The sequence below is a fragment of the Paenibacillus qinlingensis genome, from assembly GCF_031455095.1.
Lineage (GTDB): Bacteria > Bacillota > Bacilli > Paenibacillales > NBRC-103111 > Paenibacillus_E > Paenibacillus_E qinlingensis_A.
Map to the genome: position 1 here is coordinate 22,273 of NZ_JAVDSB010000024.1, position 24,881 is coordinate 47,153.

The window sequence follows — 24,881 nt, forward strand, 5'->3', positions numbered from 1 at the left end:
AAAGTACTGATTTTACTCAATTACATGGCCATTCATGTTTAAGGATTCGGAGGACCGATTATGCGTCAATTATCTTCTCGCGTGAAAAAAAAGCGCGCCATGCTTCAATTTCGCAATAAAATTCTCATCCTGCTTTTCACACTTTCTCTAGGTGTATTGCCCTACTACAATTTTGTTGCAATAGCAGCGTCTGTTAATCTTACTCTGGAGAAATCGGTCGACAAAACTACTGCTAAACCAGGGGAAACGATTACCTTCACGATCAAGTATGCCAATCCAAGTACCACCGTTGCCGCTGAAGATATGGTGATTACGGATATCCTGCCTCCAACGCTCGATTACATTGACGTGGATACCACAACAGACGTAGCTACAGTAGATGCCACCGCAGGCACAGTGAAGTTTAACATGATCCACATTCTTCCCGCCGGTAAAACTGGCGTACTCAAGTTGAGGGCGAAGTTCAAAGAAGGTGTTACCCGTCAGGGTGACATCGCACAGAATACAGCTACTGCAACAGCAGCTAACGGCGTTCCTACTTCGTCTACAGCCCAGGCTGTAACTGCTACTGTGGATGCACCAGATTGGCTTATCGAGAAAAGCAAAATCAATCCCACTGTAGATCCCGCCTTAGATAGTGAAGTCACCTACGAAGTCAAACTAAAAGGCAACAGCAAACTAGGCGGCTCCAATATTAGTCATGTAGGCGTTTATGATACACTTCCGCCGAACTCTACGTTTGTTTCTGCTACTGGCGGCGGCGTTTACGATTCCGTGTATGGCAGTGTGTACTGGAACATTCCTACATTAAATGTAGGGCAGCAAGTTACTTACCAAGTTGTGCTGAAATTCCCGAGCCCGCCCTTCAACATAGGCAACTCCGTAACCAATTCGGTTTATGCTGCAGGAACGAGCCTCGCTGGAACTGCTCTTATGACCAATGTGGCACATGTTACGCATCTTCTCGCGGCCCCGACGCCAGGCATATACGGAATTAACAAAGATGCTCGTCAATCTAATGACGAATATGCCATTGGTCAAATAGTTGATTACAAAATCAATAGCTTTGGCAACAGCGGCAACGTACCTCTGAATAGCCTGATTGTCGAGGATGCAATACCTGCCCAGATTAATCTGACTAAGGTAACGACGGGTTCCTATGTGAACAATTCAGGAGTTACTGTATCTGTCTTTTATCAAAAAAACAATATCAACACTTGGTTCCCTTGGAACGGTGGCAGTGGCTTGAGTACGAGTACTAGCCAGGATTTAGTTGTTTCCAGTTTAGGGCTCGCAGGTGCTGATTACGTGTCGAAGGTCAAGTGGGAATATAGCGGGGCTCCTGCTGGATTCCGTGTTGCTTCTGATCTTCACGTTTATGGTGAACTGCTAAGTACAGATCATAACGCAAACCCTGTCGCAACAAATCAAGTGATTCCAAATACCGCTACGGTTACCGCGACATATCTCGCTGCTTCACTTACTAATAGCGATACCGTTACAATAAAAGTGGTAAATCCTCAGCCTTGGATCGTGGCCGACAAGTCCGTAGTAGGCAGTTCCACTGTGAATCTGGGCGATACCGTTACCTATAAATTAAGAGTACAGAATCATCCTTACGCTACTGGTAACCTGACCTCTCCGACGATTCTTGAATTCTTTCCGAAAGAACTAGACGATTTTACAATCGTTAGTGAAGATCAAACACACGCTCACACTGGTGGGACGATCAACTTCAGCCATACAACGCCGACTGTTGGCACTGTCACTTATTCTGTCTATAACTGGACATTTGCAGGCGCTGTTTTACAGCCTGGGGATTATATTGATGTGACAATCCGTGGAAAGATCAAGACTGACGCTTTGAATGGCAACTTCAGTAATACGATGTATGCCGCCAGCTCAGTCACAGATACCTTCCGAAGTGACGTCCCTACCATTCCTGATAGCATCAATTGGGATGCCAATGGAACAACTACAAAGTTTGTATCTGACACAGCGAATGTGTACGTGAAATTCAGAGGATCCCTTGAATCCATAAAGTGGGTAAAAGGAGAGCTAGATAGCGGCTTCTCCAAGTATCCAGCTACAGGGAAGACTCTTCCTGGCGGAAAAGCGATGTATCAATTAAGGGTTAAAAATGCTGACTCTAATGGTCCGATCTCGAACATCGTCATCATTGATAAATTACCTCGCATTGGTGATACAGGTGTTATTGATTTGAGTGAACGAGACACGGAATGGAGACCCTATCTGGTTAATCCTGTGACAGGTCCTGACGGCGTTGCTCTGAATTCTGAAATCAAAGTCTATTACTCCACCAAAAATAATCCAAATGTCAGTGATCTTTCAGATCCACTTCATCGCTCAACATCAAGTGATTGGACAACTACGATTCCAGATGATATTACAACCGTAAAAGCACTGAAATTCGATTTTGGTAATATGTCGCTTAGTAGGGGCGAATCCGTTACCTTGGAATGGGATATGCGTGCACCTGTTAGTGCGCCAAGAAATAAAATTGCTTGGAACTCATTCGGTTATGGTGCTACCTATCCAGATTCAAGCGGTCCACAAGCCTTCTTACCTTCTGAACCCATTAAGGTAGGTTTCGGTGTAGAAAGTATAGATCCCGCAGGAACGAGCAACTTAGGTGATTTTATTTGGGCAGATACGAACGCAGATGGGATTCAAGATGCTGGGGAAGTTGGCATTAACGCTGTTTTGGTCAATTTATATCGCGCCTCAGCACCTACAACACGAATCGCATATACTAGAACTGGATTTGAACATGGAACGAATAAACCGGGATACTATGAGTTCCCTAACCTTATCGCAGACAATTACATCGTTGAATTCGTTATGCCAAGTGGAAGTTATTATCTATCACCTCAGGATAATCCATCGGCTACAGATGCAACAGATAGTGATTTTGCTTTATATGATTCAGGTGACCAAACCTATCGTACGCAAGTTAGCCTGCCTGCAAATACAACCAACATGACATTAGACGCAGGTATTTACACGAAGGGCGAGATTGGTGATTTCATTTGGAATGATTTGAACGCCAACGGCAAGCAAGATAGCGGTGAACCAGGCATTAGCGGAGCGACAGTGAAGCTGTTCAAATCATCCGATTTGGACCCAGCACATGTCCTTCAAACGACAACAACGGATGCGTCTGGTAAATATTTATTTCCTCAATTGGATCCAGCCCATTATACGGTTCAATTTATTAATCCTATCGGTTATAAACCAACTCTTCGAGATCAGGGAGCCGATGATGCCAAAGATTCTGATCGAGACGTAATAACAGGCTTTAGCCATTCAATAGCATTGACATCAGGAAAACAAGACCATTCTGTTGATGCAGGCTTCTACCTCGGCGAGATCGGCGATTTAGTCTGGTACGATCGCAACGCCAATGGCGTTCAGGATGCCGGAGAGCCTGGTATTTCAGGCGTAACCGTCAAGCTGTTCGATGCTTCACATCTAGCAGCAGCTTTAATGACAACAACAACTAGTAGCAGCGGAATTTATAACTTTTCTAGCCTCTTACCCGGCAGTTATGTTGTAAAGTTTACAAGACCAGCCGCCTATAACTTCTTCTCCTCTGCTAATCAAGGGGCAGATGACTCGAAAGATAGCGATGCTATCTTTACAACCCGCGAAGCTTCAGAAGCAACGATTAACAATATTTCGCTTCTGGATGGCGGACGTGATTATACGTTTGACGTAGGTCTATATAAACCAGCTAGTTTAGGCGATAAAGTCTTCCTAGATGCTAATAAAAATGGCATTCAAGATACAGGTGAGGCCCCTGTCCCAGGGGTAGTAGTAAAATTGTATTCAAACACGGATCCTACTCATGCAATCAGTACACAAACTACAGATGTCGCTGGATTATATAAATTTGAAAACTTGGATCCAGGCAGCTACATCGTAGAATTCGTGAAACCTCAAGGCTATGGGCTATCGGCCAAGAATCAAGGCGGTAATACCGCTTTGGACTCCGATGCTGACCTTGCAACAGGTAAAACAAGCGTCGTAACCTTATCTGCCGGAGACGATAACATCACCATCGATGCTGGACTTTATTTATTGACAGACGGCTCACTCGGAGACATCGTGTGGCACGATCTTAATGCCAACGGCCTGCAAGACACCGGTGAACCTGGGATTCCTGGAGTCACGGTGGAGCTGTATACGGCAGGGACGGCAACATTGCTTGGCACGCAAACTACGGATGCTGGAGGGCGTTACCTGTTTACAAACCTCCTGAACACAGGTAGCTACCAAGTGAAGTTTATTGCTCCTGCAGGCTACAAGAAAAGCCCTATAAATGTTGGCAGCGACGATAGCAAAGATTCAGACGCTGACCTAACGACAGGACTTAGTCATTCCATTTCCTTACTGACTACAGTTAATGATTTGACCATTGATGCAGGCTACTATAAACTTGCAAAGCTGGGGGACCGGGTATTCCTGGATTCAAATAAAAATGGATTGCAAGACGCCACAGACGCTGGCTACCCTAAAATGACAGTCAAACTTTATCTCACATCTAATCCAAGCGTCGTTCTCGATACACAAGAAACGGATGTCAACGGTAACTACTTGTTCGAGAATCTAGAACCAGGTTCCTATGATGTCGCATTCCAACCTGTCAGCGGTTATTTATTCTCAACTAGCCTTATTGGCCCAGATCGTGCAGTTGACTCTAACCCTAACAGTTCTGGTCGTGTAACAGGGATTGTCCTACAATCTGGCGACGACGATCGCACGATCGATGCTGGTATCTATCTGCAACCTATTTTCTATGGCCCTGGACCAGTACCGACACCAAGCGTTACACCAACACCGACGCCTAAACCTAGCGTGACACCAGGAGTTACTCCAAGCGCCACGCCTAAACCTAGCACAACGCCTTCTCCAGCTCCTTCGGCGACGCCAGCTGCGCCTATTACAACCGATGAAGATACATCCGTTGAAGGCATCATTCCGGTGGTATCTCCGAAAGCGGAAGAATCTATTTATGTAGCTCCTGGAAATGGTGATGTCGAGTTAACAGACGATGGCAAATGGATCTATACGCCTAAAGAAGGGTTTAATGGAACCGATGGCTTCACAATCGCCATTAAAGAGCCTGATGACTCCATTACGTATCATGATGTTCAAGTTCGTGTATTACCAAAAGGCAAAAAGAATGGCAGCGCTGCTTCCCTTGTTCCGAAAACAGGCCAACAAGCCTACAGCAATTTCTATTTAACCGGATTAGCCATGGTAGTTGCAGGATTAAGCGTTTTTGGAGCTACCCGTTGGCAGCAACGCAGAAATAAATAATCATTGACCCTAGGGGCACAACATGTGCCCCTTCTTAATTCTCTTTTGAGTAACCATAATGAATCAGCTAAGGAGATGACAGGTGCATGTTCAGGCTAAAAACACCGAAACCAAAAAGATCGTATGCCATTTCGTATGGGTTGGCAGGGTTTCTACTTGTTGCTGGAATCTCCTTTCTCTTTGTCGATTCGTATACCCAACATAGGGAGAGCCAGCAGTCCCTCACTTTACATAATCAACTCTCACAGCTTTATTACTCAAATCCAACATCCCCTGCCTCCATTCAACCTAAAGCAGCGGATACACAAACAGATGCACTTCCAACATCCCCGCTGATGCCAGAGAACACGCCCGCATCCATTCGGGACAAAATTAAAAGCCTAACCGTCGTGAACAAAGAAATCAAGGGCTGGCTTCGTGTCGATGGCGCTGGTGTCGATTATCCTGTGGTCCAGCATACCGACAACGACTATTATTTGCATACGGATGCTGCAGGTAAACCATCCATATATGGGAGCATTTTTATAGATTCTCGCATTGATATGAATCGTCCACAACGTAATATCGTTATCTATGGGCATAATATGATCGATGGGACTATGTTTGGAAGCTTAGGCAACTTCAAGAAGGAATCTTTCTACAAAGAACACCACTCGATTCAGCTCGACTTACCCGATGAAGTTACAAACTGGGAGGTATTCGCTGTCTACACGTTAGATGCGAGTCAGGATACCATTGAAGCCTCTTATGATAATGATCAAGCTTTTCTTCAAGCACTACATGAATACCGCCAGAAGTCACTTTATTCCACAAAAATTAACCCTACGGCGAAAGAACAAATCATCACGCTTGTTACTTGCAGTAATGAGACCGATGATACGCGTCTCGTTGTGCATGCGGTCAAAAAAAAGGAGCCATAGGCTCCTTTTTTATTTATATTCAGTTTCAGCGACAGGGTAGTCACTTTCTTCCCATGTATGCTTCATGCCCTTGAGCGCTTTACTCGTTACATTATAATAATCCATTGATGGATTTGATGTTGAATCATTAAATACAGTATCAAGCATATACCAATTATCCTCGATGTTCACTTCATTCCACATGTGCGGTTGTTCTACATCATCATTAATATAACCTACGATTAGATGGCTTGTAATTCCCGCTTTGTTCAGCAGTAGATTTGTAAGGATTGCATAACCCTGACATACCGCTTTCTTATTGTATAACGCTGAATATGCCGTATGGCCAATCTCGCCTACATCTTCATACGAGGTATGTGAGACAACAAAGTCATGTATAGCTAACTCTTTCTCAAAAGGAGTCATCTTCGCCGTAATGATCTCACTCAATATACGGTCAACTTCCTCGTCCACATATTGGTCCTGCTCCAGTGTCGTTAAATACTCCGGATGCAATGTAATCTTCAGCTTGCCGATACTACCTTTCATGGAATAAGTAAAACTCTTCATATTCCAAAATAATTCTTCTGCTAATCCACTTTGAGCTTCGTGAATCGTATCCTTCACACCTTGCAAATAACTTGTTGAATTTGTCGGTCCTTTAGCCGTGTAAAGAATCGTTATCTCCTGTGGTTTCTTGGCTAACTCTTCTTGTAGCGCTGCTTCCAGCTCCACTAAATCATTAACCTCTACTACTGAATTGGTAGAACTGGAGATTGACGTTGCCGCGCTTACCGTTGTAGAGACCATGAAGATAAAAAGCGTGAATAGGGCAAGGGACAAATATAACTTATTACGCATAACAAAAAACCTCCTTTGTAGTGAAGCCAAAAGAGGTTAGATTTACTCTACTACCCCTTGGCGGCCCGACGATCATAGCGAATGCTTTAGACTCGTGGCTTTGCGTCCCTGCCTTTCGACAGGTTTGCCTTTTTCAAAAGTTAAATGATATAAAAACTATATGTCTATTCTACCATTTTCGACATCGAAGTCAATTGAATTGTTTCAATTGGTAGTCGAGGAGAACTAGGTTTAAAGTAGTACGTATCCTTTCATGCAAAAGTGGCTGTTGCCCACGAGGGCAACAACCACTCCTTACTTCCCTCCATTTCAATAGGCTGTGGTGCCCCCATAACGTCAGCTAACCGTCTTCGGCCGCTCCATACGCGTAATGCCTGGCCAACGAAACGTCGCCCATTCGGGTTGCCGTCTCTCAATACGTGCTACAACAACCGTCATATCATCCTGAATCTCGCCATGATGATGTCGGAAAATACGTTCCAACAAGCAATCAGCGAAATCCTGCGGTAAAGTTGTATCAATCTCCTGAATCATGCGCTTCATCCACATCTCCTTGTTCACAGCATGGCCTGGCGCATCAAAGATACCATCAGTCATCATCACCAGGATATCTCCTGATTGCAACGGGATAGAAACCAGATCAACATCAATCTCGCTCAAAATGCCTACCGGTAAATTATTCGCCGAGATCGCAAAAACCTCTGTCCCCCGCTTAATAAAGCTTGGCGTTGAGCCAATCTTCATGAATGTCGTATTCGCGTTGTACATATCGATCAACGCCATATCCACCGTCGCGTACATCTCGTCGGAGGATCGCAGCATCAACACCGAGTTCAGCGACTTGATCGCCAGCTTCTCGTCCATCCCCGACTGCAGCAGCTGCTGCAGGATGCTAAGCGCCGTCTCGCTCTCCGCGCGCGCTCGCTCGCCATTCCCCATGCCGTCGCTCAGCGCAACGGCATACTTGCCATTGCCCAGCTCCACCGTGGAGTAGCTGTCGCCCGAGAAGAGATCGCCTCCCTTGGCAGCGCCGGCGACTCCGGTTTCGACCTCGTATTCCTTGGCGGAGCCGAATACGACCGTACTGTAGCCCTCGCCGCGCGTGTGCATCTCCTCACGCATCACAGCGACGTTCTCACCGATGATTTCGCTGAGGAGCGGCGCGATGATTTTACGACATTCATCAAATCCCTTCGTATATTGATGGATGATTTCGATTTCGATATTTCCTTCATCCAAGGAAATAACGTCAATCGTATGGATGGACAGGCCTAACTCCTCCAGGGCATTACGAATTTGCTCTTCTTGGAGGAACAATTCCTGTCCTTCCCTCTTAATTTCCTTCGCTAGGTCTTCCATGACCTGCGAAACGCCTGATAATTGGTCGGCGACCAGATGTCGACTATCGATGATCTGCTTTTTCCAATGCATGTCATTCTTATATAAACTATATTGCTGCTTCATCACGTCTAGCACTTGCTCCGTCTTGATACATACCTTCTTCCATTCGGGTGGAATCTGCTTTTTCGACATACTCTCCTTCGTCTCAATCTGGCTCATCATATCCGTCATATAGGTATAGGTTTGATAGAATTTCTGGTCCCAGCACTGGCTCTTCTTCCAACAGGACTCACACGCCTTCTGGGTGACTGCATTCATAAAGTGCCCGACATCCTCCTCCTTGCGGCTCACCTCGTCTTCCGTTGTCAGCTGTTTGAAGCTGCGCGCCAACTGGCGAAACACCTCCGAAAATTGCTCTACGCGTCCTGCCGTCACATCTCGCACACGCTTTGCATAATCCTGCTGCGACTTGAGATTCTCTTGCGTGCCAGGCACATACTTGGCCAACATGAGAATGACGCTCCTAGGTGTCAGTAAGAATAAGGCCACAGCCGCTAATGATTCCCAGGCGGAGTTAATAACATCCACACTAGAGCCCATATAGAAAGAGAGAATAGAAGATCCAAGCAGCATCCCAAAGGCAACCATCAAGCGATTCCCCTCTTTAAGAAGACCAGCGAGCATTCCAGAGAAAGCAAGTAGACTCATCTGATAGATGGCATTACTGTTCGCCAGACTGAGAATAAGACCTGTCACAACACCGACCGACGCTCCGAACGGTGCTCCACCTACTAAGGCGAACAGTAGAATTAAATACCGAGACAACACATGCTCTATCGTAACAGGACCTGCGATCCAACCGACCGTACCTGTCATCACCGAAGCCAACAAAATAATTAAACAAATGATCTCCTCATGTTTCAGATGATAGTTTTTACGGGTAAGTGTAAATACAGGGATAGCTTGAATGAAAATGAGCGTCAGCACCAAACTTAGCAAAGCTTCAACGGTGAGCATCATCAGCGAGTACCACGTCAGATTAGAAACAACCAATTCTGCAAAGAGCTGCACGAGGAATGTGGAGCTAAATACGAGCAGCGGTGCTAACGAAACGTCTGATCGTTCATATTTTTCCAGCGCCTTCTGGATCCCTAAGAAAATAATAATTTCGGTTACGAGATAACCGGTGTTCCCATTTACCGCGAGCAAACTCCCAGCAAAAGCAGCAATGCCTACCCAATGCAAAATATCTTTTCTTGTAAAATAGATGACTGCAATAAACGCCAACGCAAATGGTGATAACTGTTCCAGAATCATCGCACGACCTAGCAAGAAGCCCATAACGATAAGCAGTAACGACCACTTCTTAGCCACAAAAGCTTGCACCCATCGATTCTCTACAGCTGCACTGTGAACACCTACTTTTGCTTTCTGCCATACTCCCGACCATCCGCCACCCATCACCGCGCCTAAGCTTCGTCTTTGCATATTCTCGAACACCATCCATTTCTTCCCTTATTTGTTACTCTAGTATAGAGACAATCTAGTAGAAAGTTTGTCAGAATGAGTTGATAGATTCAAAGAAATTTCCGACATGTCCCGATGTCTTTGTCAACAGCTCTCAGCCCTTGCCTACTCTAGGTTCCTTGTATTGAAAACGTTTCCAAAAGTCTGATTACCTCGAACTTTCGCCCTGCATATGCGGGAGATACCCGTAACTCCATGTCGATTGATTTGCACTCGTTTGAGCTGGATTTGTCACACCCGAGCATTCGCGGCAAATAAAAAACCACATTCGCCTAAGCGAATGTGGTTCCTTATCTGCATCTATTAGTCTCTTCTTCCGCCTCGGCCACCGCGTTTGGACTCGGTGTTCTTCTTCAAGGACGAAATCCGCTCTTCACTATCTTTGAGGAAACGAGATACTTTATCTTCGAACGAAAACGGTCTAGCACCGCCCTGCTGCTTGTTAAAGCCGCCGCGACCACCACCGCCGCCGCCACGATTGAAGCCACCGCCGCCACCTGGACGACCGCCACCACCACCTGAACCACCGCTTGGAGGGCCACTACGTTCTCCACCACCGCTTGGACGACCACCTTGGTAACCGCCGCTTGGACGATCTCCACTAGGGCGACCTTGATAGCTGCTGCCACCTGTACGTTCAGGACGAGCTGGTCTTTCCTCAACTGGCTTGTCAATCGTTTGCTTGATCGACAGTCCGATCTTGCCATCCTTGTCCACGTTAATTACTTTGACCGTTACCTTGTCTTCAAGCTTCAAGTGGTCATTAACGTCCTTCACATAATTGTCCGCGATCTCCGAAATGTGAACAAGACCGGTAACTCCTTCAGCAAGCTCGACGAATGCTCCAAAGTGAGTAATCCCCGTCACTCTTCCCTCTAACTTGGTGCCAACTTCAATTGCCATAAAGTAAAATGTTCCTCCCTTAAAATGTTGAAAACACTGGCTACGCCGATTATAACCGATGCAGAAACCACGGTCAACACGGCATTCGCCACTTCTTCGTAATGTTTTTTATTGCGACTTCGAGGCGCTTAGTGGCGTCTCTCCCGTTTTACTGTAATGAAAGTCTCGGCGAATGATCTGATCCAAATATTCGTCGTTATGCAGCCGTGCGATTTCCTTCGTCGTTTGGGCATTCACCTTCTGTGCCTGAGCGAGTTGTTGTTCCATATCCGCTACGACACTTCTCTTCTCGTGCAGCTTGGCGAACTGCCCCCAGATATTAACAGCAGCCCAGCTCAGAAAACATAAGACAATGATCAAAAGGATACGCAGTCTTCGCTTCGAGCCTTCCCGACTGTTGCGCTTGGTTGAAACGGTTGCTTGAGCATGCATGAATAGGAATTCCTCCTACTTCGAGAATATCCTGCGATAAAGCGCAATGATACGTCCCTTTAGTTTCTTCAACCAGTCAGGGATCACCAAGTACTTATGCACAGGCTTAGTCATCCAGAGGAATAATCTCCACACAGGATACAGCAATTGTAGCACAATTCTGTAAAGGAATATAGCTACGGCTAGCAAAAAGCCTAAAATTATCACCGTTAGACGATATAAGCCAATAATCGGTTTAATGATCAGAATTTCGACAGTCCGCGTAAGGAAACGGTAAATCGCCACAATAATTCGAATGATGATAAGTGTAAGACGAACCACTAGGCGGCTCAGAAGCGCGAAGTAGAAACAAATTCCGATCCCTATCCCGAGGAAAATAAAAATACGAACTTGTCCTTCATTACTGTAAATGAGCATCTTGAACACCAGGATTGTCGCCACAATCCAATAGATACTATCTACAATCGGAATGCTCCAGCGCGGCAATCGCAGCTTGCCCGAGAGTACATGAAAAACATCGAACAGAGCTCCTATGCAAATTCCACTCAGGAACATCATGAAAATCGTCTGAAATTGAACGTGAAGTGTCACTTAAATAGCTTTCCAAGAAACCCCTTGGATTTCTCCTGGGTATTTCCGTCCACATAGGCTAATTCATGAATGATACCTTCAATGGCGACTAATCCTTGCTCCAAGCTCAAGTTCTTGATGTGCAAATTCTGCCCCTTAATCATCAAGTAGCCCATTTCCGTTTCTAGGAGGAATTCTTCGCTATCAAAGCTTTCTACGTTCAAAACTCCTGAAATTTCCAAGAGCTTGCGATTCAGCATCTTAATTTCTTGCCTTTTATTACTATTTTTCACGGGTTCGATCATGGCCTGTACCCCTCCTTCACCTAATCTTACGATATGGGAGGACGTCCTTTTTTAGAACCAAGCCTTGTACCTGGGCCTACAAAAAAAGCAGCCTAAAATTCCCTCTGCAGGAATCCCAGGCTACTTCATCGGTATGCGTTATTCGGATTGGAATGCTTCTTCCTTCAGCAGCGTGTACATCTGCGCAGCGTCTTCCTTACGGGTAGACTCCGTCAGAAGCTCAACGCGAATCGTTACTTTCTTCTGACCGAACTGAATGGACAGCTCATCTCCAACTTTCACATGTGTACTCGCTTTAGCGTCTCTACCGTTAATCCACACGCGTCCTTGGTCGGACACATCCTTCGCAACCGTACGGCGTTTGATCAGACGAGATACTTTGAGAAATTTATCGATCCGCATTATTTTACAGCGTCTTTAAGCTTGTTACCTGCTTTGAAAGCAGGAACATTGGATTCTGCGATTTCGATTGGGTTACCCGTTTGTGGGTTACGACCTGTACGGCCGGAACGTTTGCGAGTTTCAAATGTACCGAAACCAATCAATTGTACTTTATCTCCGGATGAAAGAGCGTCTGTCACTTCACCAAGGAATCCGTTAAGGACAACTTCTACGTCTTTCTTAGTAAGTCCGCTTTTTTCAGCGATGTTGTTGATCAAGTCTGTTTTGTTCATGTGTTTTCTTTACCTCCCAAAATGTTTGAAGATCAGGTCTTCTATGTACCAATTGTGGTTACATTTCATCATTATACCTTGCAACAAGTCTAGTATTCTGCTTTTTTCGGCAAAATCCTTCTATCGCAGATCAAGTTTTACAACTTTTTTTGCTTCCTGCCAATATTGTTCCATCTCTGATAACCCAGTTTGTTCAAAAGATAAGCCCTTTAAACGTAGCTGTTCCTCTATATATGAAAATCTTTGCATAAATTTACGATTTGTTTGGGCTAGCGCTTCTTCAGGGTCTACTTTGAGGAATCTAGCAACATTTACGATAGAAAAAAGGACATCTCCCAGCTCATCGCGACGCTCTTGAGCACCTTCTTCTACGGGTTTCGCTATCGCTTCACGCAGCTCTACAAGCTCCTCTTCCACCTTAGCAAGTACATCATCCAGCTCCGTCCAGTCAAAACCGACCGTTGCCGCCTTCTTCTGCAGCTTCAGAGCCTTCATCAACCCCGGCAGCTCACGCGGAATCCCATCCAACACAGATTGCTTCGTGACATCAATGCCTTTCTTCCGCTTCTCTTCAACCTTGATCGCATTCCAGTTAACTAGTGCTTCATCAGCGTCATCTGCCTTCGACTCCCCAAACACATGCGGATGACGGCGAATCAGCTTCTCATTCAACGTAGCGATCACATCATATACGGAGAACGTGCCGATCTCTTCTTCCATTTGCGCATGCAGCATGACTTGTAAAAGCAAATCGCCAAGCTCCTCACACATGTGGTCCGGATCATCTTCATCAATCGTTTCGAGCACTTCGTAGGCTTCCTCAATCAAATTCTTACGAAGACTCTCATGCGTCTGTTCACGATCCCATGGACACCCTTCTGGACTGCGCAGCGTCTGAACAATCTCATGCAGCTTACCAAATGTCCGATAGTAAGGCGCCTCCTGCTCACTCCGTGGTACCCACACCAGTGACAGGTTGCCGTACCCCTTGACATGATCCAGCTCGTGGAGCGGCACTTCGATGATCTGTTCCTGACCTGCCACACCTAAAGAGTGGCCTACTACAACTCTATACTCGTCTGGATAGGCATCCATCAAACTAATTTTCAGATCAGATGCTGTATAGGTATCGTACACTTGCCCAATGACCGTATGCAGCTGCGGATTCAAGGCATAACGGCTGATACTAGTCGCATCAAGCAACTGGAAGCCATCAATGGGATCGAAGCCAAAGCGAAGAAACGCTTGGTCCAGAAAGCTCTCTCCGCCTGTGATTTGGAGTTCAATACCTTCCGATGGGCAGCGTTGTTTCAAAAGTTGCACCGTGTACTCTGCCACCATGGGATGGCCTGGGACAGCGTAAAGCACTCCAGCCGTATGGCTTGTCGCTGCCGTGATTAATTCTTCCGCAATAGATTCATAGACGCCCTCGAATGACTCATTCGACATGTAATTAGCATCGAACGTTTCATACGGAATCTGATTGGCATCCAGAAGTTGCACCATGGGATGATCTTTCGTCCGCAGGAACAGCTTGGCTTGCGATTTTGCCGCTAGTTGAAGCTTCTTCCATACACCTAATGTTAGTTGATCTTCGTCTCCTGTACCGAGTCCAAGGACGGTAATTCGCGGGTTGCTCATTGACATCGGATGACACCTCCTGATTAATAGTTATTTAATGGATCTAGGGAGTCCAGTAATAGTAAACCTACAACAACAAACCTACTACTGCTCGCGCTTCGTCAGCCTCAGCTTCGCCAGGACCGACGCCAGCTTTCGGTCCAGCTCCGGCATCAGCCGCATCTCCTCGCGGCTGATGCTGCCGCTGCGCAGCAGCGCAAGCGCGTAGACGGCTGCGCCGCCGGCTACGCCAAAGATGGCGATGGCGCTAGCGCTCCATCGCTCAGGCACGTGCCATGCCGCGCCAGCGAGCATGGCCAGCCCTTGCAGCGCCGCGAGGGCGCCGCCCATCAGCCCCACGCCCAGCGCGGGACTGACGGCGTACGGCCGCAGCGCGAAGCGCACCCCGGTGCTGCGGCGCAGCTGCACCAGGTTCAGCCCCGCCGCAGCGGCGTAGGCGATCACCGCGCTGAGCGCGGCGCCGTCGATGCCCCAGCGGGGCATCAACATGACGTTGCCGAGTGATTTCAGCACGATGGCAACGAGCAGAGCCTTAGCCGGCGTGCGTATCGCGCCGGCGCCCTGGAGAACGCTGGCGCTGACAGCGTTCAACGTACTAAACAAGGCCGTGAAGGCCAACACGGCCATCGTCCAGCTCGCCTCGGTGCTCGTATAGAGCATCAGATTGATCGGCATCGCTAAAAACGCGAGGCCAAACGAGGCGCCGAGCCCGATCAACCAGGCGAGCCTCACGGACATCTCCGCGCGGGAGCGAATAAGATCAACCTGCCCGCTTAGTTTCGCTGCCGCAATAGCTGGTACCAAAACGGCTGACATCGAGGATGCCACCATGACCACCAGCTGAACGAGTGGCAGCCCTCGGTTATAAAGTCCGAACTGACGCATTGCCGCAAGCTCACTGCCCATTGCAGCTTTTAGTAATCGAGGCATCGTGAACGTATCCACCAATGTGAGCAGCGGTACGACAATCGCACCTAAACATACGGGGATCGCATACAACGTAATCTTTTTCGCCCATTGCCATGAAGAGATTTCTTCCTTGACCTCTAAGCCCGCTGCTATCGCTTTTCTTGCTCCCTGCTCTACCTCTTGCCCGTTTCCATCCTGCCTCTCCTTATCAGTCGGCAAATCTGCTTCGACATCTCTCAGCCGCCGCTCTCGCTGCCAGTACACGACCATCACGCCGAGACCCGCTCCAGCGCCTGTCACGGAGCCGAATGTTGCTCCTGCTGCAATCCATGCCTCATCGTACGCGAGAGCAACCAAGTACAGAAGTAAAGCGACCATCGTAATCACACGAATAAGCTGTTCAATAACTTGCGATACCGCAGTCGGCACCATGTTCTGATACCCTTGGAAATAGCCGCGGAGGACGGCCAGCACAGGAGACAAAAGCAGCGCAAAGGATATGCTGCGAATGGCTGTCACGGTCTGCTGGATGCCAATCCAACCAGCGATGGTCTCCGCGCCGTAATACAACAAAACGAATAAAAGAAGCCCTGCACTCATTAATAACGCTGATGAAACGATCACAATTCGTTTGGCCCCAGCATGGTCCCCTGCCATAACGCGTTCAGCTACAAATTTAGACACAGCGACTGGGAATCCAGCCGTAGCTGCAAATAAGATTAAGATATAGAGCGGATAAACCGCATTATAAATACCAAAAGCCACATCTCCGGCTACGTTTTGCAAGGGGATCTTCTGCAGCGTTCCCAATAACTTAGAAATTACAGCAGCAGCCCCAAGCAAGGCAGCGCCCTTTAATAGCTTATCCCCCTGTTTACCTGCATTCCCTCGGGGCCGGCCGAGCTGATGAGGCTCCCATTTCTTGTCGCCCACTCCCATCCGATTTACCCCTCTACACTTTCATAATTCCTATGTACGTATTATAACGAAATCTGCCAGTTCAGACAAAAAAAGCTTCACTTACAGATGCGTCACCATCTCCGTAAGGAAGCCTTCGTTTGGCATTATGTGTTCACTGCTCCATCTGCTTCGCTAGAAATCCAGCGGCAGTCTCAACCATTTTAACTTCCATATTGCCCATTTTCACATTCTCATCCTTCGAGATCAGGATTACCGAACCAATGGGATCCCCTCCTGCGACAATCGGCGCAGCTACGAAAGAAGTGAACGTTTCATTGGTATCTTTAATAATCTCAAATTGACCCGAACTGCTTTCAATGACGGCCTTACGATTCTCCATACAAGACTCGATGATCGCCCCAACGGATTTCTCTAAATAATCTTTCTTGGATCCGCCAGCCATAGCAATAATATTATCTCGATCTGAAATCAAGGCAACATGATTGGTGCTTTCAAAAAGTGACTCTGCATATTCCTTTGCAAAATCCCCCAGCTCACCAATCGGTGAATATTTCTTCAGAATGACTTCTCCATCACGATCAACGAAAATTTCCAAAGGGTCACCTTCACGAATGCGTAGGGTGCGTCGTATTTCCTTGGGGATTACAACTCTCCCTAAATCATCTATCCGACGGACAATTCCAGTTGCTTTCATATCTCTAGATGCCTCACTTTCCGCTTACGAATTAGATACGACACGAGCATGAAACCTTGTATGCTAGATCGGGATTTGGTGGGAACTTGAAATCTATCCATAGTATTCTTCACTTCCCATTCTTCTATGCAGACGCCCCGACTAAGCAATTTACTTTATTTAGCTCTGCATCCTGCTGCGCTTATCATGTCCAAAAATGAGAAATAAAAACAGGATGTCCAATGTCGGACATCCTGGTAAGTTCTTACTTTGCAGCTGGGCTCGCAGCAGGACTAGCTGCTGGACTTGCCGCCGGTGCTGGGTTTGTTTCCACTTTTGGAAGGTTATTTGTTTCAATCAATTTCGGATATTCTGTTTCAGCAAACTCAGACAGGGATTTCTCTGCAAGCTGAGATTTGATTTGTGTTTTAAGTGTATCATCCAATTGCTTCGTGCTTCTGGATTCAACTTTCATCACGTGGTATCCGAATGAGGATTCAACAGGATCACTGACTTTATTCAGTGGAAGTGTGCTAGCTGCATCCTTAAATTCTGTTACCCATTGATTAATGTCAGCATCTTTGTACGTACCGCCATTATCTTTGGAACCTGGATCATCGGAAAACTCTTTCGCTAACGCTGCAAAGTCCCCGCCAGCATCTAGCTTCGCTTTCACTTCTTTCGCTCTTTTCAGCGCTTCTTCTTTCGTACGAAGATCTGCTTGTGTCGCAGAATCTTTCAATCCGATTAGAATATGGCTAACCGTTGCAACATCGAAGGCATGCGCTGCCGCTTGCTCTTTATACGAGTCTTGAACAGCTTGGTCTGTGATTTTGCTTTCCATGCTGCCCATTGTGTAGAAGCTTAATTTCATCAAGGACTCGATATCTTTCAATTCGATTCCGTTGTCTTTCAACTGCTTGTCCATTCCGCCTTCTTGTTTACCGAAGTAGTCCGTAATAGCTTTCATTTGCTCTGTTACTTGTTTGTCAGCATCCGCTTTCACTTTGTCATCCGCTTTAGCGGAAAGAACACGGAAAGTAACCATTTGCTTCAACATATCTTGTTGAAACGCAGGATCTGCCAAATACTGTGCTAATTGTGGAGAGAACATTTTGTTTACGTTGATGAATGAATCGAATTCACCGCGTGTAATTTTCCCGCCGTCTTTGTAAGTAGCAATAATATCACTTGGATTACCTGTCGCAGCCGCTGATGCGGAAGGCGAAGCTGTTGCAGCGCCTTCCTTTTTGCTTCCACACGCGCTGAGGACAGAGAATGCAAGGACTACTGTCACCAAACCTAATATCCATTTTTTCGAAGTACGTCGTTGTCTGCTAGTTTCATTTGGCAACATCCTGTAATTCCCCTTTCGTTTTCAGAACATCCTTATATTGTACCAAGAATTTCTCCAACAATTCGATGGAGGCTTCCGGCTTCATACCTTTAAAACGAATAACAATTAGTAGCTGCGGATCTGCATTCAATTTGATACGACCATCAAAGCCTTTGGACAAAGCAAGCAGCTTCTGTCCATCCAGCCTGCCATTCTGGTCGATATGCACCTTGATTAGGTAATCCTCCCCTTTTTGGCTAATCGTTTCAATCCGGTATTCCGAACCGTATGCTTTCAAACGAGCCACTGTCAGTAGGTTGAACACGGACTGCGGCAGATCACCGAAGCGATCAACGAGCTCATCATGCAGATCCGCGGCTTCTTCCAGCGTACGAATGGCGGCCACTTTTTTATAAATTTCGATTTTCTGCATGCTGTCATAGATGTAATCAGATGGCAAGTAGGCATCCAATTGAATATCGATCGACGTATGCCATTCTGGTTCTGGAATGACCGCTTCTCCATCTATTTCAAGCTTCAGCTTAGCAATTTCTTCGGCTAGCATTTGAGAATACAAATCAAAGCCGACAGAAGCAATGAAGCCGTGCTGCTCAGCACCCAATAAGTTCCCTGCGCCACGAATGGATAAGTCCCTCATCGCAATTTTAAAGCCTGAACCAAGTTCTGTAAACTCTTTAATCGCTTGAAGTCGTTTCTCGGCAACTTCTGTCAGTACTTTATCACGTTGATACGTGAAATAAGCATAAGCGACGCGATTCGACCTGCCTACACGTCCACGCAGCTGATAGAGCTGGGAAAGCCCCATTTTATCCGCATCATGGACAATGAGTGTATTGACATTCGGGATATCTACACCCGTCTCAATGATACTTGTGCTGACAAGGACATCGTACTCTCCGTCCAAGAAATCGAGAATCGTCTTCTCCAGCTCCTGCTCGCCCATTTGGCCATGTGCAACAGTTACCCTCGCATCTGGAATCATCATCGATATTTGATCAGCAATTTGTGTAATACCCTGTACACGATTGTAGAGATAGTACACTTGCCCCTCACGCGCTAACTCACGTTCAATGGCTTCTCTAACCAGCGTCGGACCGTATTCCACTACATAAGTTTGCACCGGGAAACGGTTCTCCGGCGGAGTTTCAATGACCGATAGGTCACGAACGCCCAGCATGGACATATGCAAGGTTCTAGGAATTGGCGTTGCGGTCAGAGTAAGCACGTCCACGTTCGTCTTCAGGCGCTTCAGCTTCTCTTTGTGAGACACGCCGAAACGCTGCTCCTCATCGACAATCAGCAAGCCAAGGTCCTTAAACTGGACATCTTGTGACAAAAGACGATGTGTCCCGATGACAACATCAACGGTACCTTTCTTAACGCCTTTCATTACCTCGGTTTGTTCCTTCTTCGATCGGAATCTACTTAACACCTTTACATTAAACGGATAGCCGGAGAAGCGTTCACGGAACGTCTCATAATGTTGCTGCGCCAAAATCGTTGTTGGTACGAGCACTGCCACTTGCTTCCCGTCGATTGCTGACTTGAAGGCCGCGCGGACCGCAACTTCGGTTTTGCCGTATCCAACGTCGCCGCAGAGCAACCGATCCATTGGACGTTCTTTCTCCATATCCTTTTTGATTTCCTCAATAGCGCGAAGTTGATCTCGCGTTTCATCGTAAGGGAACATGGCCTCAAACTCGTTCTGGTAGGAGCTATCTTTACTGAACCCGTAGCCAGTCGCAGCTTGCCGCTCAGCGTATAACTTAATCAGCTCGTCTGCAATATCTTTGACAGAAGCGCGTGCTTTGCTCTTCACGCGAGCCCAGTCTGCACCGCCAAGTTTATATACCTTCGGTTCTTTCTCTTCGGAACCGACATACTTTTGAATCAAATCAATTTGATCGATCGGAACAGACAGCTTATCGCCGCCGGCGTACATAATATGCAGATAATCCTTATGAATGCCGCCAACCTCTAAGGTGCCGATACCAACGTATTTCCCGATCCCGTGATTCACGTGAACAACGTAGTCGCCGACCTTAAGCTCTTGATAGCTCTTGATCCGCTCCGCATTCTCCAGCTTCTTCTCCACTTTGCGTGCCTTACGCTGCTTCTGAGTGAAAATCTCACCCTCGGTAATGACAACAAGATGGATTGAAGGCATTTCAAAGCCCGTTTGCAGATTGCCATCAACAATTTCAGGTACTTCAATCTGGTAGTCACCCAGAACACGACGTACACGTTCTGCACGGTCTTCCCCGTTCGCCAAGAGAATGACCTTACTGCCATTCTTCTTCCAGCGCTCCATCTCCGCCTTGAGCAAATTCATCTGACCATGGAAGTTTTGCATAACACGGCATACGAAGTTCACAATGTTTTGCGGCTGGATTCCCGCTACCTGGCGAAGGAAAAGGGACACATACAACGTTGGGAACGGTCTGCGATGTAACAAGGTTTCGTAAGATTTGGACAGCACAAAAGCCGGCAAGCTCTTCCCCTCAGTTAACGCATGCATCATCCATTCGGCCTCATCGCGTTCAAGCTGCTTCGCTGTTTCCAGGAGGCGGGCCGGTTCATCGATAATGAGAATCGAATCTTTGGGCATGTAGTCCATGAGCGTCTGTCTTTCCGTGTATAGGAGAGAAATATATTTATAAATGCCTGGGAACGTCTGACCCTCGCGCATCAACTCAATATCACGACCTATGACCTCTAACAGCTTGTCTTTGGCTGAACGTTCAGTCATCTTCGCCAGCTGGGCCTGCAGCAGTTCGTACGCGTGCTGTGCCGCTGACTGTAAACGCTTTCTATCCGCTTGAATCTCTCGGCATGGCGGGATCGTCACGGTCGTTAATTTATCAATTGACCGCTGGTCACTTACATCGAAAGTCCGAATAGAGTCGACTTCGATATCAAAAAGCTCAATCCGAATGGCATTCTCAGACGTTAATGGAAATAAATCGAGAATACCGCCTCGCACACTCAGTTCACCTTTAGTTTCAACACGTTCAACCCGTTCGTAGCCTAGGCTGGATAACGAAGCTAGCAGTTCATCTAATTGAACCGTATCGCCCACATTAATCGTTACACGAGATTCCTCGAACACTTGTTTGACTGGCAGCAATCTTCGCACGCCTGCAAAAGGAGCAATGACTACACCTCGGTAACCGCCGGCGAGTTTCGTGAGAACGTCAATACGCTGCGCTAGCATCTCTGGGCTTGAAGCCGCTTCTTCTGTCGTCAGAAGCTCTTGAGATGGATAGAGCAGCACTTCATCAGGGGATAGACACTCCAGGAGGTCTTCCGCTATTTTTTGCGCGGCGAACATATTATGCGTGACAACGAAAAGCGGACGCTCAAGCTCACGCGCGAGTGAAGCCAACATCACTTGCCTGGAGGAGCCAGTTAAACCGGCAATGAGCTGCTCTTTCATTTCGGACTTGAGGCCTGTCACAATCGTTTGAAAGTCGGTATCCGCAGAAAAAGCTCCAATTAAAGCTTGCAAACAAGTACACTCCCCTCACAAAAAGAAGCCTCGGCACACTTGCCTCGGCTATTAACTCTTCATTTTCATCATAATTATTGCAACGGACTGGCTAGCAGGGATAATTCCGGGTTCGCTTCTAATGCCTCATGACAATAGTCGCAAACGACTCTAACCGTAACATCGCCATTCGTATTATACGATATTATATCTCTACGCTCATCAGGGGTCAAGAAATGGAAGCCTAACTGCTGCTCCGTAATGGCATGCTGATTAATTTCCCCGACAAAGGTATGACAATGCCTGCAAATATACTTGATCATATGTATGCCTCCTTCGACAATTCGATTACATCCTAGTATGACCATTCTTCGGAGAAATTAGCCGAATCTGCCATTGTCATTTCGGATAGGTTGCATACATATCATCATCTATACAATTATTTATTAAACTTAGCCATCGTCTTCTCGAAGGTCTCCCCAAGACTGAACTCCATCGCATCGCAAGTTAAGTCCAGCACATCGTTAATAGACTTCATCTCATCCTTAGTAAAGTTGGACAGCACGTAATCCGCAATATTGTAGCCAGGTGCCGGGCGATTCACACCAATCCGTATGCGATTGAAAATTTGTGTGCCCCCATGCTGAATAATGGACTTAATGCCATTATGTCCGCCTGGACTCCCTTGATAGCGAAGTCGAATTTGGCCATAGGTCGTATCCATATCATCATAAACAATAACAACGTCATCTATTTTCGCTTTATAGAAATCGAGGAATGCTCGCATGGATTCACCCGAAAGGTTCATGTAGGTCATCGGTTTGAGCAAATACACCTTTGTCCCATTTACATTGCCTTCGGCCAGCAACCCCTTCCCTTTATTCTGAAAAGAGGTGATCCCCCATTTGGCGGCAAAGCGGTCAATCGCCATGAAACCGACATTGTGCCGATTTAGCTCATACTGCTTTCCCGGATTTCCCAGTCCGATAAAACATTTCATAATTTTCAAAATCCCCCTAAGGATAAACTAAAAAACCTTTGCGGAACCCACTTTTAAAGGTTATTGTTTACAATATAACTGTAATCCGCTGTCATCCATCCCATAAAAGCTGTAGGTGATAAAAGAACGATGTATCTTCATGGACAACAGCTTACAGAAGATGATCATTTCCAAGATCATGTCGATGCGGACGTACCCGTCCAAGTATACTACCAAAATCTGCACAAGGATATAGGATTCATTGAAATGTACAACCGTCATTTCGTGAAAATCAATCGTATCTTTTATAGCAGAAAGAGACATACTTTTATATCGCGTCCTGGATATTAAGCGCTTTCATTGGTATGGCGCTTCAGAGAACTAGAAAAAGAACCCCCTTTGGTCTCGCTCAGCTTGGTCGCTTTCACGTATGCAAGCTGAGTGGGCAGCTACTCGTTTCTAGCGTACCCTACCTCAAGAGGTTCCATTCCTTCTATTCATTCCAGCCCTAGCACATGATCATCCGCCAAATATCAACGGCCTTTATTCTCTTTCTTCGCTTTCATCCGCGCTTTAATCTTCTCGGCATAGCCTGCCTTATTCTCTTGTCGCACGCGAGCGATAGCCAAATCGCCTTCATTCACATCATGTGTAATCGTGGCGCCAGCAACGACGAACGCACCGTCCCCAATTTTCACAGGAGCAATCAAATTGACATTACTGCCAATAAACGCGTCGTTCCCAATTTCGGTTACGTTTTTATTAAAGCCATCATAATTCACTGTAATCGCACCGCATCCGATGTTCACATTCGTTCCAACCACAGCGTCACCAACATAGCTCAGATGAGAAACCTTCGTTCCTTCACCCAACGTAGCATTCTTAATCTCTACAAAATCGCCAACCTTCACTTGCTTGCCAAGTTTAGCACCTGGTCTCAAATACGCAAATGGACCTACCGATGTTTCGCTATCTACAAATGCCCCTTGAAGAACGGATTGCTTAATCGTCACTTCATCATGAATCGTGGAATCGATGATTTCGGTTTGCGGTCCAATCGTACAAAGCTCACCAATACGCGTATTTCCGCGTAAAATCGTACCCGGCAGTAACACGGTATCGGAACCGATCGTAACATCCTTCTCGATATACGTATTCAACGGATCAATGATTGTAACACCATTGAGCATGTGCTGGCGGTTAATCCGCGCTTTGAACAGCTGCTCCGCTTCTGATAAGGCCACCCGATCGTTCACACCAATCGATTCAGCCGGATCTGCCATGCAATAACCTTGCACGACTTCTCCCGCGCCTGTCATAATCCCGATCACATCGGTTAAATAGTACTCATTCTGAACATTCTGGTTCGTTACCGAAGCCAGCGCCTTGAACATTTTACGATTATCAAAAATGTAAGTACCCGTGTTAATCTCCTGAACAGCCGCTTCCTCTGGTGTGCAATCCTTCTGCTCGACGATACGCGCAACGCGCCCATCTTCTCCTCGGATAATACGACCATAGCCTTGCGGTTGATCTAGCTTCGCCGTCAAAATTGTCGCAGCCGCACCCGATTGCTTATGCAATTCGATCGTGTCTTGCAGCGTAGCCGCTGTAATAAGCGGCGTGTCGCCGCAAATGACAACCGTCATGCCCTCTTCCTCACCAAGCAGTTCCTTCGCCTGAAGTACGGCATGCCCCGTTCCTAATTGCTGCTCTTGCAGCGCATACTGAGCACGATCTCCGAGATAACCTTTGACCGCCTCCGCACCAAATCCAACGACAACTACCGTTTGCGTTACTTCTATATCTTGCAGCGTATCCACAACGTGACCCACCATCGGTTTACCAACAACCGGGTGAAGCACTTTGTATAGCTTTGATTTCATTCGTTTCCCTTGTCCTGCAGCCAACACAATTGCCATGAGCTTCAACGAATATCCAACTCCTTTATAATGAATGATGATTTCTCTTTTCTGTCTCTGAAGTCTATCTCTTAAACGATGAGTTCTTCCCCCAATATAGCATCATTACCAGCCAAAAGAAAAGAGAGCCCTAAGGG

19 protein-coding genes and 1 riboswitch are annotated in these 24,881 nt (G+C 46.7%); of the genes, 2 read left to right on the forward strand and 17 right to left on the reverse strand.

Going from position 1 to position 24,881, the window contains the following annotated elements; translation table 11 throughout:
- Positions 1-60: 60 nt before the first annotated feature.
- The gene (locus tag J2736_RS31515) at positions 61-5,343 is read left to right on the forward strand and encodes an SdrD B-like domain-containing protein (RefSeq protein ID WP_310502525.1); all 5,283 of its coding nucleotides are present in this window, start codon (positions 61-63) and stop codon (positions 5,341-5,343) included.
- An 86-nt stretch (positions 5,344-5,429) separates the two neighbouring features.
- Entirely contained in the window at positions 5,430-6,263 is an 834-nt protein-coding gene (gene srtB / locus J2736_RS31520; protein WP_310502526.1) for a class B sortase, read from the forward strand.
- 9 nt (positions 6,264-6,272) lie between these two features.
- Here srtB and J2736_RS31525 read toward each other — a convergent pair whose 3' ends face one another.
- The 17 genes from J2736_RS31525 to glmU form a co-directional block, all read right to left on the reverse strand.
- Entirely contained in the window at positions 6,273-7,103 is an 831-nt protein-coding gene (locus tag J2736_RS31525; protein WP_310502527.1) for a transglutaminase domain-containing protein, read from the reverse strand.
- 56 nt (positions 7,104-7,159) lie between these two features.
- Positions 7,160-7,242: riboswitch (cyclic di-GMP riboswitch) on the reverse strand.
- 197 nt (positions 7,243-7,439) lie between these two features.
- A complete protein-coding gene (spoIIE, locus tag J2736_RS31530) occupies positions 7,440-9,905 on the reverse strand; it encodes a stage II sporulation protein E (protein WP_397342072.1) in 2,466 nt (821 codons plus the stop codon).
- Between the two features lie 369 nt (positions 9,906-10,274).
- Positions 10,275-10,874, reverse strand: coding sequence for a S1 domain-containing RNA-binding protein (locus J2736_RS31535; protein ID WP_173121002.1), 600 nt, complete (start codon positions 10,872-10,874; stop codon positions 10,275-10,277).
- A gap of 108 nt (positions 10,875-10,982) precedes the next feature.
- Positions 10,983-11,306 carry an FtsB family cell division protein gene (locus J2736_RS31540; protein ID WP_310502529.1) on the reverse strand — a complete coding sequence of 108 codons (324 nt, stop codon included), beginning with the start codon at positions 11,304-11,306 and terminating at the stop codon, positions 10,983-10,985.
- Positions 11,307-11,321: 15 nt separating this feature from the next.
- Complete coding sequence (gene yabQ, locus J2736_RS31545) at positions 11,322-11,897, reverse strand: spore cortex biosynthesis protein YabQ (RefSeq protein WP_310502530.1); 576 nt, start codon at positions 11,895-11,897, stop codon at positions 11,322-11,324.
- A complete protein-coding gene (gene yabP, locus J2736_RS31550) occupies positions 11,894-12,181 on the reverse strand; it encodes a sporulation protein YabP (RefSeq protein WP_056617955.1) in 288 nt (95 codons plus the stop codon). Before yabP ends, yabQ begins: the two co-directional genes overlap by 4 nt.
- Positions 12,182-12,319: 138 nt before the next feature.
- Positions 12,320-12,583: an RNA-binding S4 domain-containing protein gene (locus J2736_RS31555; RefSeq protein WP_057313307.1), complete on the reverse strand. Its 264-nt coding sequence runs from the start codon at positions 12,581-12,583 to the stop codon at positions 12,320-12,322.
- Positions 12,583-12,855: an HU family DNA-binding protein gene (locus tag J2736_RS31560; RefSeq protein ID WP_028557378.1), complete on the reverse strand. Its 273-nt coding sequence runs from the start codon at positions 12,853-12,855 to the stop codon at positions 12,583-12,585. Before J2736_RS31560 ends, J2736_RS31555 begins: the two co-directional genes overlap by 1 nt.
- 120 nt (positions 12,856-12,975) lie before the next feature.
- On the reverse strand, positions 12,976-14,502 hold the full coding sequence (gene yabN / locus J2736_RS31565; protein ID WP_310502531.1) for a bifunctional methyltransferase/pyrophosphohydrolase YabN: 1,527 nt from the start codon (positions 14,500-14,502) through the stop codon (positions 12,976-12,978).
- Positions 14,503-14,580: 78 nt separating this feature from the next.
- Positions 14,581-16,344, reverse strand: a complete 1,764-nt coding sequence (locus J2736_RS31570; RefSeq protein ID WP_310502532.1) for a putative polysaccharide biosynthesis protein — start codon at positions 16,342-16,344, stop codon at positions 14,581-14,583.
- A gap of 133 nt (positions 16,345-16,477) precedes the next feature.
- Positions 16,478-17,020 (reverse strand): stage V sporulation protein T, encoded by a 543-nt coding sequence (gene spoVT, locus J2736_RS31575; RefSeq protein ID WP_065854327.1) that lies wholly within the window; start codon positions 17,018-17,020, stop codon positions 16,478-16,480.
- Between the two features lie 244 nt (positions 17,021-17,264).
- Entirely contained in the window at positions 17,265-18,356 is a 1,092-nt protein-coding gene (locus tag J2736_RS31580; protein WP_310502533.1) for a peptidylprolyl isomerase, read from the reverse strand.
- Positions 18,343-21,864 carry a transcription-repair coupling factor gene (gene mfd, locus J2736_RS31585; RefSeq protein WP_310502534.1) on the reverse strand — a complete coding sequence of 1,174 codons (3,522 nt, stop codon included), beginning with the start codon at positions 21,862-21,864 and terminating at the stop codon, positions 18,343-18,345. The genes J2736_RS31580 and mfd overlap by 14 nt, the downstream gene beginning before the upstream one ends.
- A gap of 74 nt (positions 21,865-21,938) precedes the next feature.
- A complete protein-coding gene (locus tag J2736_RS31590; protein WP_310502535.1) occupies positions 21,939-22,166 on the reverse strand; it encodes an anti-sigma-F factor Fin family protein in 228 nt (75 codons plus the stop codon).
- A gap of 116 nt (positions 22,167-22,282) precedes the next feature.
- Complete coding sequence (gene pth, locus J2736_RS31595) at positions 22,283-22,843, reverse strand: aminoacyl-tRNA hydrolase (protein WP_310502536.1); 561 nt, start codon at positions 22,841-22,843, stop codon at positions 22,283-22,285.
- A gap of 60 nt (positions 22,844-22,903) precedes the next feature.
- The gene (locus J2736_RS31600) at positions 22,904-23,146 is read right to left on the reverse strand and encodes a hypothetical protein (protein WP_310502537.1); all 243 of its coding nucleotides are present in this window, start codon (positions 23,144-23,146) and stop codon (positions 22,904-22,906) included.
- A gap of 209 nt (positions 23,147-23,355) precedes the next feature.
- Positions 23,356-24,753, reverse strand: a complete 1,398-nt coding sequence (gene glmU / locus J2736_RS31605; RefSeq protein WP_310502538.1) for a bifunctional UDP-N-acetylglucosamine diphosphorylase/glucosamine-1-phosphate N-acetyltransferase GlmU — start codon at positions 24,751-24,753, stop codon at positions 23,356-23,358.
- Between the last annotated feature and the right edge of the window lie 128 nt (positions 24,754-24,881).

What these genes read in the sequence shown, in the direction of transcription:
- J2736_RS31515 (WP_310502525.1), top strand. Translation starts at nt 61, where the DNA reads ATGCGTCAATTATCTTCTCGCGTGAAAAAAAAGCGCGCCATGCTTCAA.
- srtB (WP_310502526.1), top strand. Translation starts at nt 5,430, where the DNA reads ATGTTCAGGCTAAAAACACCGAAACCAAAAAGATCGTATGCCATTTCG.
- J2736_RS31525 (WP_310502527.1), bottom strand. Translation starts at nt 7,103, where the DNA reads ATGCGTAATAAGTTATATTTGTCCCTTGCCCTATTCACGCTTTTTATC.
- spoIIE (WP_397342072.1), bottom strand. Translation starts at nt 9,905, where the DNA reads ATGGGTGGCGGATGGTCGGGAGTATGGCAGAAAGCAAAAGTAGGTGTT.
- J2736_RS31535 (WP_173121002.1), bottom strand. Translation starts at nt 10,874, where the DNA reads ATGGCAATTGAAGTTGGCACCAAGTTAGAGGGAAGAGTGACGGGGATT.
- J2736_RS31540 (WP_310502529.1), bottom strand. Translation starts at nt 11,306, where the DNA reads ATGCATGCTCAAGCAACCGTTTCAACCAAGCGCAACAGTCGGGAAGGC.
- yabP (WP_056617955.1), bottom strand. Translation starts at nt 12,181, where the DNA reads ATGATCGAACCCGTGAAAAATAGTAATAAAAGGCAAGAAATTAAGATG.
- J2736_RS31555 (WP_057313307.1), bottom strand. Translation starts at nt 12,583, where the DNA reads ATGCGGATCGATAAATTTCTCAAAGTATCTCGTCTGATCAAACGCCGT.
- J2736_RS31560 (WP_028557378.1), bottom strand. Translation starts at nt 12,855, where the DNA reads ATGAACAAAACAGACTTGATCAACAACATCGCTGAAAAAAGCGGACTT.
- yabN (WP_310502531.1), bottom strand. Translation starts at nt 14,502, where the DNA reads ATGTCAATGAGCAACCCGCGAATTACCGTCCTTGGACTCGGTACAGGA.
- J2736_RS31570 (WP_310502532.1), bottom strand. Translation starts at nt 16,344, where the DNA reads ATGGGAGTGGGCGACAAGAAATGGGAGCCTCATCAGCTCGGCCGGCCC.
- spoVT (WP_065854327.1), bottom strand. Translation starts at nt 17,020, where the DNA reads ATGAAAGCAACTGGAATTGTCCGTCGGATAGATGATTTAGGGAGAGTT.
- J2736_RS31580 (WP_310502533.1), bottom strand. Translation starts at nt 18,356, where the DNA reads ATGTTGCCAAATGAAACTAGCAGACAACGACGTACTTCGAAAAAATGG.
- J2736_RS31590 (WP_310502535.1), bottom strand. Translation starts at nt 22,166, where the DNA reads ATGATCAAGTATATTTGCAGGCATTGTCATACCTTTGTCGGGGAAATT.
- pth (WP_310502536.1), bottom strand. Translation starts at nt 22,843, where the DNA reads ATGAAATGTTTTATCGGACTGGGAAATCCGGGAAAGCAGTATGAGCTA.
- J2736_RS31600 (WP_310502537.1), bottom strand. Translation starts at nt 23,146, where the DNA reads ATGTCTCTTTCTGCTATAAAAGATACGATTGATTTTCACGAAATGACG.